Source organism: Xanthomonas sp. WHRI 10207, from assembly GCF_040202975.1.
Lineage (GTDB): Bacteria > Pseudomonadota > Gammaproteobacteria > Xanthomonadales > Xanthomonadaceae > Xanthomonas.
This window is the reverse complement of record NZ_JBEGDX010000002.1, coordinates 717,114-728,878: the sequence shown is the minus strand read 5'-3', so window position 1 is coordinate 728,878 and position 11,765 is coordinate 717,114. Positions and strand designations below refer to the sequence as shown.

The 11,765-nt window shown below is 65.1% G+C and carries 8 protein-coding genes; 4 read left to right on the top strand and 4 right to left on the bottom strand.

Annotated features, from left to right (window positions below; genetic code table 11):
• Positions 1-286 precede the first annotated feature (286 nt).
• The 3 genes from ABQU90_RS08760 to ABQU90_RS08750 form a co-directional block, all read right to left on the bottom strand.
• On the bottom strand, positions 287-2,674 hold the full coding sequence (locus tag ABQU90_RS08760; RefSeq protein WP_323522380.1) for a TonB-dependent receptor plug domain-containing protein: 2,388 nt from the start codon (positions 2,672-2,674) through the stop codon (positions 287-289).
• Positions 2,675-2,949: 275 nt separating this feature from the next.
• Positions 2,950-3,375: a VOC family protein gene (locus ABQU90_RS08755; protein ID WP_161964717.1), complete on the bottom strand. Its 426-nt coding sequence runs from the start codon at positions 3,373-3,375 to the stop codon at positions 2,950-2,952.
• A 349-nt stretch (positions 3,376-3,724) separates the two neighbouring features.
• Positions 3,725-6,103: a TonB-dependent receptor plug domain-containing protein gene (locus ABQU90_RS08750; protein ID WP_323522381.1), complete on the bottom strand. Its 2,379-nt coding sequence runs from the start codon at positions 6,101-6,103 to the stop codon at positions 3,725-3,727.
• A gap of 181 nt (positions 6,104-6,284) precedes the next feature.
• On the opposite strand from ABQU90_RS08750, the gene ABQU90_RS08745 reads away from it, so the two are divergent.
• Both ABQU90_RS08745 and ABQU90_RS08740 read left to right on the top strand, forming a co-directional pair.
• Entirely contained in the window at positions 6,285-8,144 is a 1,860-nt protein-coding gene (locus tag ABQU90_RS08745; RefSeq protein WP_323522382.1) for an ABC-F family ATP-binding cassette domain-containing protein, read from the top strand.
• 50 nt (positions 8,145-8,194) lie between these two features.
• The gene (locus ABQU90_RS08740; protein WP_323522383.1) at positions 8,195-8,692 is read left to right on the top strand and encodes a YcxB family protein; all 498 of its coding nucleotides are present in this window, start codon (positions 8,195-8,197) and stop codon (positions 8,690-8,692) included.
• A gap of 18 nt (positions 8,693-8,710) precedes the next feature.
• On the opposite strand, the gene ampR is transcribed toward ABQU90_RS08740, so the two are convergent.
• Positions 8,711-9,586, bottom strand: coding sequence for a LysR family transcriptional regulator AmpR (gene ampR, locus ABQU90_RS08735; RefSeq protein WP_323522384.1), 876 nt, complete (start codon positions 9,584-9,586; stop codon positions 8,711-8,713).
• Positions 9,587-9,686: 100 nt separating this feature from the next.
• Here ampR and bla point away from each other — a divergent pair, with 100 nt between their 5' ends.
• Positions 9,687-10,598, top strand: coding sequence for a class A beta-lactamase (gene bla / locus ABQU90_RS08730; RefSeq protein ID WP_323522385.1), 912 nt, complete (start codon positions 9,687-9,689; stop codon positions 10,596-10,598).
• Between the two features lie 143 nt (positions 10,599-10,741).
• Complete coding sequence (locus tag ABQU90_RS08725) at positions 10,742-11,689, top strand: alpha/beta hydrolase (protein ID WP_323522386.1); 948 nt, start codon at positions 10,742-10,744, stop codon at positions 11,687-11,689.
• Positions 11,690-11,765 lie beyond the last annotated feature (76 nt).

Here is an 11,765-nt window from a genome sequence, read left to right as displayed (position 1 = left end):
AAGTGCGTGTAACCGGGAGAAGACAACTGCGTGGGGCGATCGGGCATGCACGTTGGGTCTTTGCAGATGCAAAGCGGCAGGCGTGGCAATACCGGCGATCTGCAACGCGCCATGCAGCGCGTTGTGCATCCTTGCGGGGCGTCCTTGCGAAAGCGGCGAAACGAAGATTCGATTGCCCGCACTCCCAGTCGCGAGAGTGCAGGCGCAAGACCGCTGCAGTCGGCAACGCGCTGTACTGCGCTGCCGTGCAAGGGAAGCATCGGTCGCTAGCGACCGACGCCTGCGATTACCACTTGTAGTTCACGTTGGCGTACACCAACGCACCGTTGAAACCGAACGGCGAGGCGCTGCTGTAGGGCAGGTAGGTGCGCGTGCCCAGCCCGGCTTCCTGACGGTCCGGATACTCGTTGAGTACGTTGTCGCCACCGACGGTGAAGTTCCAGGCGCCCAGCTTGTAGGAAGCAGCCAGATCCAGCGTCCACTTGGCCGCGTAGGTCTGATCGCTGCCGGCGTTGGTGCCGAAGGTGCTGAACTCGCCCCAGCGCGTCGCGGTGCCGGTGAACGACCAGTTGCCTGGCGCCCAGGTGCCGCCCAGGAAGAACTTGTCGCGCGGCGTGCCTTCGGTGATACGGCCCAGTTCCGCGCGGCCGATGCGTACCGCATTCGGGTCGATCGCCACCAGCGCTGCCGGGTTGTCGGCGATCTTCTCCACGTCGGTCTTGTTGTAGTTGTAGCCGGTGGTCAGCTCCACGCTACCGCCATCCAGGTTCCAACGGTAGGTGCCGACCGCATCCACGCCCTGGGTCTTGGTGTCCACCGCATTGGTGAAGTAGCGCCCGCCGCCGATGCCCGGGAAGCCATTGGCCTGCAGATAGTTGCGTGCCGCGACCGAGGTCAGGTTTTCCGACAGCACGATGCGGTCGTCGATATCGATGCGATAGGCATCGATGGTGATGTACAGGTTTTCGACCGGCTGCAACACCACGCCCAAGCCGTAGTTCTTGGATTCCTCGGCCTTCAGCGGTTCGGCGCCGAGCGCGATGGCGGCCGGGTTGTCGGTGCGGAAGGTGCCGATCTCGAACGGAATCGCCGTCACCGAGCCGTTGGGCTGGGCCACGTTGAGAAACTGCGTGGCGATCGACTGGAAGTTCTGCTGCTGCAGCGACGGCGCACGGAAGCCGGTGGAGGCGGTAGCACGCAGCGCCACCTTGTCGGTGAACGCGTAGCGCAGCGACAGCTTGCCGGTAGCGGTGTCGCCGAAGTCGCTGTACTTCTCGTAGCGCCCGGCCAGGCCGGCCGAGAACTTCTCGGTCAGATCCGCTTCCAGATCCACATACGCCGAATGGCTGTTGCGGTTGTAGTAGCCGGCATCGGAGAGCTTGAAGCCCGGAAACACCTGCGCGCCAGGAATCAACGCGCCGTTTGCAGACGGAATACCGCCGTTGGCCGACGAGGCCGCATCGCCAGGCGACTGGTTGAACTTCTCGCCGCGCCATTCCGCACCGAAGGCCAGCGTGACCGGGTAGGCCAGGCCCCAATCGAGGGTCTTGGTGAAGTCGGCGTTGAGCACGTTCTGGGTGACTTCCAGCGTACCGGCATGGAAGTCGGTCGGGCTGGTCACGCCCAGGCTGTTGTTCAAGCTGTTGCGCACATCGAAGGTGAGATTGTTCTGGCCGTAGTTGTAGCTCAGATCGATGTTCAAGCCGCCTTCGGTGGAGGTCTTCAAGCCGCCGACCCACGACACGTCCTTGCTGACGTTGTAGATCTGCGGCAGGAAGCCGTCCGGATAGATTTCCGGGCGATTGCGGTTGTCGCCGGCAAAGCGAAAATAGCCGTTGGACAGCACTTCGCGCCGGCTGACCATGCCGAACGAGTAGAAGGTCAGGTAATCGGTGGGGCTGTATTGGCCATTGAATGAGATGGCGCCCTGGTCGATTTCCGGGTCGCCGTAGCGCTGCTCCACGCGGCCGCCGAACGGCAACGCGCGGTTGGTCTGATCCGAATGCCCGGCTTGCGCCGCCAGATGCACCTTGCCGGTGCCGGCGAAGCTGAAACCGGCGTCGCCGGACAGCTGATACTGCTCGCCGTCGCCAGCGCTGTACTTGCCGTAGCGGCCATTGACGCTGCCGCCTTCACCGCTGCCCTTGAGCACGATGTTGATCACGCCGGCAATCGCATCGGAGCCGTATTGCGCCGACGCACCGTCGCGCAGCACTTCGATGCGCTCCACCGCCGCGATCGGGATGGTGTTGAGATCGGCCGGCGACGAGCCACGGCCCTGGGTGTCGTTGAGATTGATCAGCGCGGTGCTGTGATGGCGCTTGCCGTTGACCAGCACCAGCACCTGATCAGGCGACAGGCCGCGCAGCTGTGCCGGACGCACCGCATCCGAGCCATCGGAGATGGCGGGCCGGGGGAAATTGAGCGAGGGGATCGCGCGTGACAGCGCGGTAGCCAACTCGGTGGTACCGGTCGATTCCAGTGCCTGTGGCGAGATGATGTCGATCGGCGATGCCGATTCGGCCACGGTGCGGTCGGCCACGCGCGTGCCGGTCACGATCAGCGTGTCGAGGGTTTTCTGGGTGGGAGCTTGCGACTGCGCAACTGCGGTTGAAGCGGAAAACGACAAGGCAACAACGACAGCGACTGCGAGTGGACTGGACTTGCAATTCATGCGGTAACAACTCCGAGTGGGGAACGGATGCAGCGCAGTGGGCCCCCTCCCAGGCCGCGTCCGTTGCGGCAGCTGCGGTACGTTCTCAACCATTAACCACGCGTAACCACATGTCAAATTTTGGTTACGTTCCGCATGCAACTGTCATCGAACGTATGCTTGTGCCAACGTTGTCATCGTGCACCAAAGTGAGGCGTCGATTGCAGTTCCCTACGCTGGGCAACGGATTGCGTTGCCCCATTTTGGGCATCGATACCTGTTATGAAACTTGTGCATCAAAACGTGATCTGCACCGCATCGGCACTGCGTTGCGCAGGACCGTGGAAGACCACCTCGATGTTGTTGCCATCCGGGTCGAGCACAAACGCCGCGTAATAACTCGGGTGATAAGGGCGCAAACCCGGCGCGCCGTTGTCGCGCCCACCGTTGGCCAGCGCGGCGTCATGGAACGCCTGCACCATCGCAGCGTCGCGCGCCTGGAAGGCCAGATGATGGCGGCCGGTCAACACGCCTTGCGCCACCGTGTCGCGGTTGGAAACGAATAGTTCGTCGGCCCAGAAGTAGCCATCGCCGTCGCCGCCGATGGGAATGCCCAGGACTTCGAGCACGGCTTGATAGAAGCGGCGGCTTGCCGGCAGGTCGTGCACCACCAGATGCAGGTGATCGATCAAGCGGCCGCGACACAGCTGCGATGCTTCCATTGGCGTGCTCCGGCAATGACAGGAGCACCGGTCTTAGCACGCATCGGGCGTACGTCTCGTCATTGCGTTGCCTGAGCTGTGTGGACGCATGGCAGCCAGCCAGCGCACCGCAGCTTGATGGCAGGCCTGTGGTGCGCGTGCTGTGCACATGTCACGCAACGCAGAGCGGCATCCGGCGAGCGGTTGCGCCTGCTTGCGCTTCTGTCACAAGCGCACAACCGCAAAAACGCACACGCCCCGGGCTGGCCGGGGCGTGTGGTCAAACATCGATGTCGGTACTGCAGTGCCCCACAGCATCAACGTGCAGCCGCGTTCCATCGTCAGCTGTCGCTAGCGGCGTTGGCCGTGTTTACCAGCGGTAGTTGATCCGCCCGTAGACATAGGCACCGTTGAAGCCGAACGGCGACAGATTGCTGTACGCAAACTGCCCGCTGGTGGAGTTGGCGAAGTTGTTCTCGTCCGGATACTCGTCCAGCAGGTTGTCTGCGCCCAACGTGAGCGTCCAGCGATCGACCTTGTAGCTGGCCGAGGCATCCACCACCCACTTGGCGCCGAAGGTCTGGTCGTTGATCGCCGCCGCCGGGCGCGTGCTGTATTCGCCGTAGCGCGTGGCGCCCAGCGCGAGCGTCCAGTGCTCGGAGTTCCAGCTGCCGTTGACCAGGAACTTGTCGCGCGGGAAGCCTTCTTCGATGCGCCCACGCTCGGTGCGGTCGATGCGCTCCAGGCTCAGCCCGTTGGCCGACAACGCCGCCGGATTGGCCGCCACATTGCGCACTTCCGTTTCGGAGTAGTTGTAACCGGCGGTCAGGTCCACGCTGCTGGCGGCCAGCTGCCAGCGGTAGCTGCCGACCACGTCCACACCACGGGTGCGCGTATCTACAGCGTTGGTGAAGTAACGCCCACCGTTGATGCCGAAGATGCCCTGCGCTTCCAGCAGGCTGCGCACGCCGGCACCGGTGAGGTTGGACGACAGCACGATGCGGTCGTCCACGTCGATCTGGTAGGCATCGATGGTGAGGTAGAGCGCATCGGTGGGCTGCAACACCAGGCCCAGGCTGTAGGACAGCGAGGTTTCCGCATCCAGCGGTTCCGCACCGAAGGCACGCGCCACGTTGCTGTCGGCCGGGAAGGTGCGGATTTCGAACGGATTGGGATTGCCGGCCAGGAAGGTGGTGCTGGTGGACTGGAAATACTGCTGCGCCAGCGACGGTGCGCGGAAGCCCGAGGCCACCGTGCCGCGCAACGCGATCTTGTCGGTGAACGCATAGCGCCCCGACAACTTGCCCGAGGCCTGGCTGCCGAAGTCGTCATAGTCTTCGTAGCGGCCGGCCAGCCCTGCGGAGAACTTGTCGGTGAAGTCGGCTTCCAGGTCGGCGTACAGCGCATAGCTGTTGCGCGAATACTGGCCCGACACGCTGGGTGCGAATCCGCCGAAGCCCTGCGCGCCACCAGCCAAGGTGCCGTTCTGCAGGTACGAACCCACTTCGCCCGGCGACTGGTTCCATTTTTCGTTGCGGTATTCGGCGCCGAAGGCCACTGTCACCGGATATGCCAGGCCCCAGTCGAAACCGCGCTTGACGTCCAGGTTGACGATGTTCTGCGTGGTTTCCAACGCGCCGTCGTAGAACGACGTCGGCGAGGTCGGCCCCAGGCTCACGTTGAGCGTGTTGCGGGTGTGGAAATCGATGCGGTTATAGCCGTAGTTGTAGCTGGCGTCCCAGTCCCACCCGCTGGCGGTGGAGCCGCGCACGCCGGCCACCAGCGAGCGGTCCTTGGCATAGCTCTGGATCTCCGGCAAAAAGCCTTGCGGGTAGATCGACAGGATGTTCTGGCTGCTGCCTGTCGCGCGGAAGAACGCGAACGAGGTGATATCGCGGTTGCTGGCGGTGGCAAACGCATAGCCGGTGATGCTGTCGCTGAACTGGTATTCGGTATTGAGCGAGGCGGCCTGCGCGTTGACGTCGGGGTCGCCGATCTTGAATGCCTTCTGGCCCACGGCCGGCTGCGACACGCTGGGCGCGCCGGCATAGCCGCGGGCGCGGTCGGTCGGGTCCTGCTGATTGAGCTGGGCGGCCACATGCAGCCAGCCGCGGTCGCCGCCGTAGGCCACGCCAGTGTCGCCGGACAGCTCGTAGTTGTTGCCGTCGCCGGCCGAATACTGGCCGAACCCGGCCTGCAGGCTGCCGCCTTTTTCCGCGCCCTTGAGCACGATGTTGACCACGCCGGCGATGGCATCGGAGCCGTATTGCGCCGACGCGCCGTCGCGCAGCACTTCCACCCGCGCGATCGCCGCCACCGGGATGGTGTTCAGATCCACCGCCGCCGCGCCGCGGCCGATGGTGCCGTTGAGATTGAGCAGCGACGAGGTATGGCGGCGCTTGCCATTGACCAGCACCAGCACCTGGTCGGGCGACAGGCCGCGCAGCTGGGCCGGGCGGATCGCGCTGGTGCCGTCGCTCAGCGCCGGGCGCGGGAAGTTCAGCGACGGCAACGCGCGCGCCAGCGCGGTGGCCAGTTCCGGGGTGCCGGTGGCCTGCAGTGACTCGGCGCTGATGATGTCGATCGGCGATTGCGACTCGGCCACGGTGCGGTCGGCCACGCGGGTGCCGGTGACGATCACCGTATCCAGGGTATTGGCGGTGGCCGGCGCGGCGTCTTGCGCCAGGGCGGGAGAAGCAAGCAGTGCAGCGACCACGGCGGTCGCAAGCAAGGACAGGGGGTGGTTCATGACAACTCCGAAAACGGCAGCCCAAGCGGGGCCAACTAGACTGGGCGGGTGGCGATCACGGCCGTGCGAAGCGCACGTGTCGTCCAACCTGAAGGCGCTAATTATTCGTTAACGCTAGAATGGCGTCGCAGGAATGCTGCTCATCTGCTCATTCCTTTTCGTTCTATCGGACTGTCCATCAATGATTTCCCTGCGCAACTTCTCCATGCGACGCGGCGAGCGTCTGCTGTTGTCCAACGTCGACCTGACCATGCATGCCGGCTACCGCGTCGGCGTGGTGGGGCGGAACGGTACCGGTAAGTCGAGCCTGTTCGCCGCGGTGAAGGGCGAACTGGAGGCCGACAAGGGCGATGTGGATCTGCCCGGCAAGGTGCGCACCGCCAGCGTCTCGCAGGAAACCCCGTCGTTGCCGGACCCGGCGCTGTCGTTCGTGCTCGGCGGCGATATCGAGGTGTCCGCGGTGCTGCAGGAAGAAGCGGCAGCCACCGCGCGCGAAGACTGGGAAGCGGTCGCCAATGCGCACCAGAAGATGGCCGAACTCGGCGCTTACGATGCCGAAGCGCGTGCCGGCAAGCTGCTGCACGGCCTGGGCTTTCCGGCCGACACGCACCACCGCGCGGTGTCGTCGTTCTCCGGCGGCTGGCGGGTGCGGTTGAACCTGGCGCGCGCGCTGATGATGCCCAGCGACCTGCTGCTGCTGGACGAGCCGACCAACCACTTGGACATGGACGCGGTGCTGTGGCTGGAGCAATGGCTGCTCAAGTACCCGGGCACCTTGCTGTTGATCAGCCATGACCGCGAGTTTCTGGACAACGTGGCCACCCACACGCTGCATCTGCATGGCGGCACCGCCAAGCTGTACGTCGGCGGCTATACCGATTTCGAGCGCCAGCGCATCGAACACCTGCGCCAGCAGCAGATCGCGCACGACAAGGAACAGACCGAGCGCGCGCATTTGCAGAGCTTCATCGACCGCTTCAAGGCGCAGGCAAGCAAGGCGACGCAGGCGCAGAGCCGCATGAAGCGCCTGGCCAAGATGGCCGGCACCGAGGCGGTGCGCGCCGAGCGCGAATTCCGCATCCAGTTCGCGCAGCCCAATCGGCTGCCGTTTTCGCTGATTCGGTTGAACCATATCGAAGCCGGCTACGGCGCCGATTCGGTGGTTCTGCACGACGTCGGATTCGGCCTGGAGGCCGGCGACCGCATCGGTCTGCTCGGTCCCAACGGAGCGGGCAAGACCACGCTGGTCAAGACCCTGGTCGGCGAGCTGGCGCCGCTGGCGGGCGAGCGCAACGCGCATCCGGACTTGCGCATCGGCTACTTCGCCCAGCACACGGTGGAGTCGCTGCACGAAGGCCAGTCGCCGATGGATCATTTCCGCGATCTGTCGCCGGATGGTTCCAATCAGGCGTTCCGCGATTTCCTGGGTAAATGGAATTTCGCCGGCGACCGCGCGTTCGAAGTAGTGGATGGCTTCTCCGGTGGCGAGCGTGCGCGTCTGGCATTGGCCTTGATCGCCTGGCAACAGCCCAACGTGCTGCTGCTCGACGAACCGACCAACCATTTGGACCTGGAAATGCGCGAGGCCCTGGCCGAGGCGCTGAGCGACTTCGAAGGCGCCATCGTGATGGTCTCGCACGACCGCCATCTGATCGGCCTGGTCTGCGACAGTTTCTGGCGGGTGGCCGATGGCGTGGTCGAGCCGTTCGATGGCGATCTGGACGAATACGCCGCCTGGCTGCGCAGCCGCCCGGCCGCGCAAGGCACCAAGCAGAAGATGGCCGAAGTGGCACCGACCCCGCCGCCGCCGACCAAACCACTGCCGCCGAAAAAAGCCGTCAACCCGCACAAGCTGGCCAGCGCCGAAAAGCGTGTGGGCGAGCTGGAAGCGCTGCTGGCAGAGCTCGACCGCGAACTGGCCAACCCGGGCAACTATGCCGACACCGACAAGATGGCGGTGCTGGGCCGCGACCGTGAGGCGACGGCGCAGCAGCTGGCCGCAGCGGAAGCGGCGTGGATGGAGTTGATCGAGGGCGCGTAACGCGCAGGCGTTACGATGCGCGTCGGGCCAAGCACAAGGAAGGAGCGAACATGATCAGCGCCACCATCAGTCTGGAAGACCACCTGGCCGCACAGCGCCTGCATGCGCGGCAGACGGGCAAGCTGTTGATCGTGATCCTAGTGGTCCTGCTGCTGATCGGGGCAGGCATGCTGCAACTGATCGGGGCCAGCGAAATTATCGGGTCGGTGCTGCTCGGCGGCGGTGGCGGCGGCTTGATCGGCCTGGCGGCGTTGTACGCGTGGGGCTTGCCGCGAAAGATCAAACGCCTACACGCCCAGCAGGCCTCGCTGCGGTATGCCTATACGTTTGCGTGGGACGAGACCGGGCTGGAGATCACCTGGGTGGACGGGCGGCTGCGCCGGCCCTGGTCCGATTACATCCGCTACCGCGAGAACGAGCGCGTGCTGTTGCTGTATCACAACGACCGCTTGTTCGAGCTGTTCGCCCCGCACTGGTTCGCCGACCAGGCGCACTACGAGGCGTTTCGCCGCGTGGCGGTGCAGGGGATCGAGGCGGCGCGCCGCTGAGCGGCACCTTGAGCTCGCTTAACCGGAGCGCTGTTGCTCCGCCACCAGCCAAGCGCGCAATCGGGCATCGGCATCGCTCTCCGGGCGCGAGCGCAGCCGGGTGAGCCAGTAGCGCCCGGCGTCGATCTGGATCGGGAACGGGCACACCAGGCGCCCCGCGTCGAGATCCTGGCGAAACATCGGCAACGGCAGCAACGCCACACCGCTCCCGGCCGCCGCCGCGCTGGCCAGGGTCAACGACGAATCGAACATCGCCCCGCGTGCGGCGACCTCGGCCACGCCCGCCGCGCGAAACCACTGCGGCCATTCGTCCAGACGATACGAGCGCAATAACGGCAGCTGCGCCAGATCGGCCGGCGTACGCAAGCCACGCGCCATGCTGGGCGCACATACCGGTGCAAACGGTGCCTCCATCAGCGCCTGCGCGATCTGGCCCTGCCAGTCGCCGTCGCCGAAACGGATTGCCAGATCCAGTCCTTCGCCGGCCAGATCGACCCGGTTGTTGTGGGTGGACAGGCGCAATTCGATATCCGGATGCGCGGCATGAAACGCCGGCAATCGCGGCAGCAGCCAGCCGGTGGCGAAGGTGCCCACCACGCCCACGCTGAGCACTTCGCGATAGCGCCCATCGGCAAAGCGCTCCAGGGTGGCGGCGATGCGGTCGAAGGCCTCGCCGAGCACCGGTGCCAGCGCCGCACCTTCGTCGGTGAGCGCCACGCCGCGTGGCAGGCGGTGAAACAGGCTGGTGCCCAGCTGCTGTTCCAATGCCTTGATCTGGTGGCTGAGCGCGGCCTGGCTCACGCACAACTCGCCGGCTGCGCGGGTCAGGTTCTGATGACGTGCGGCCGCCTCGAAGGCGCGCAGGGCATTGAGTGGAAGGCGAGGGCGGGGCATGCGCAGAGATTAGTTCAATTCATGCCAGGGATCGAAACATCGCAATTCTCCGGCTGCCGGCCTGCGCCGATACTGCGGGCTCTCCCGAGGAGGCTGGCCTATGTTGAACCGTCGACAATTCTTGTGCGCAACCGGCGCGAGCGTGCTGTTAGCAGCGTCCAGGCCCAGTCAGGCGGTCAGTCTGGTGGCGACCCCGGTCGCTGAGTTGCGGGACGAATGGGCCCGGATCGAACGTCGCAGTGGCGGCCGCCTGGGCATCGGTCTGCTCGACAGCGCCACCGGCAAACGCATCGGCCAGCGTGAGGACGAGCGCTTCCCAATGTGCAGTACCTTCAAATTTGTATTAGCTGCGGCGGTGCTGCAGCGGGTGGACAAGGGGGAACTGACGCTGGCGCAGCGGGTCAATATCCGCGCCTCCGACATGCTTTCGCATGCGCCGGTCACCGAGCGCCATGTCGGCGGGTCGCTGAGCGTGGGCGAGCTGTGCCGGGCCACCATGATCTACAGCGACAACCCGGCCGCCAATCTACTGTTTCCGCTGGTTGGCGAGCCGGCCGGGCTGACTGCGTTTTTGCGTGGCATCGGCGATACGCGCACCCGCAGCGACCGCCACGAGCCGGAAATGAACCGCTATGCCGAAGGCGACCCGCGCGACACCACCACGCCTGCGGCAATGGCGTCCACGCTGCGCACGCTGCTGCTCGGCGATGCCCTGCAACCTGCCTCGCGCAAGCGGCTGGCCGACTGGATGATCGACAACCGCACCGGCGACGCCTGCCTGCGGGCAGGGCTCACGCGCGACTGGAAGATCGGCGACAAGACCGGCAGCAACGGCACCGACACCCGCAACGACATCGCGATCCTGTGGCCGCCAAAGGGCAGGGCGCCGCTGTTGCTGACGACGTATTTGAACGGCGCCAAGGTCGACGACGCTGGGCGCGATGCAGCGTTGAAGGCGGTCGCAGCCGCCGTCGCGGGCGCTGTCACTGCGGTGGACCTATTCGCGCGATGACGGCCGGCGTGGCGGTGCTCGCCATCGGATCGCAACGCCCCAGCGTTTACCGGCTTTATTTCGCGTGTCAGTCCGCAATGTTCTTCCTATTCCGCTTCCACTCTTGAGGTTCGAGGGTGCAAACAAAGTTGAGTCATTGGTGTATGGCAGTTGCGCTGCTACTTGTTCATGGGTCTGTGCCGGCACGTGCCTGGCAACCGGCGCCTGGCCAGGTAGAGATACCGCTCTGGCCGCAGGCGGTGCCTGATGCCTTGCGCAATCCAAAGCCCGAAATGGTGGGCACCGGTGAAGGGCGATTTCCGTGGACCAAGGTGAGCGATGTCAGCCGCCCAACGATGACGGTGTATCTGCCAAAAAATCGCAACACCGGTGCGGCGGTGCTGGTGTTCCCCGGTGGTGGCTATCAAGTCCTGGCCATGGATCTGGAAGGGACGGAGATCTGTGATTGGCTGACCGGGCGCGGCATCACTTTTGTGTTGCTGAAGTACCGCGTACCCAACTCGGGGCCGACCTGGGTCAACGGCGGCCGCTACTATCCGAAGATACAGACCGCGCTGCAGGACGCGCAGCGCACGCTGGGACTGGTGCGCCTGCATGCGGTGGAGTGGCGGATCGATCCGCACAAGGTCGGGGTGATCGGGTTTTCCGCCGGCGGGCATCTGGTCGCCGCGGCCAGCACGCATTTCGCAAAGCGCACCTATCAGCCGGTGGACGCGGCGGATGCGGAAAGTTGCCGTCCCGATTTTGCCATCGCGGTCTATCCGGGCCATCTGTGGGCGCACGAAGATGAGGATCATGCCAAGCGCGATCCAACCCACCTACAGCTGCGTCCAGACATCACCGTGAGCGCCGATACCCCGCCGACCTTTCTGCTGCAGGCCGAGGACGACGAGGTGGATGGGGTAACGCAGTCGCTGGCCTACTACGTTGCACTGAAGCAGGCCGGCGTGCCGACAGAAATGCATCTCTACGCGCAGGGCGGGCATGCCTTCGGTCTGCGCGCCAAGGGGCTGCCGATCGCGCACTGGCCAAGTCTGGTGGAGACGTGGCTGGGGACTATCGGCGTGTTGGCCCCGGCCGCAGTGCACTGACCGCCGCTCCCCTGCTTGCACGGAGTGACCTTCGCTCGCGATCCCGCACTTGCGCGCAGCCTTCGCACGGCGCAAG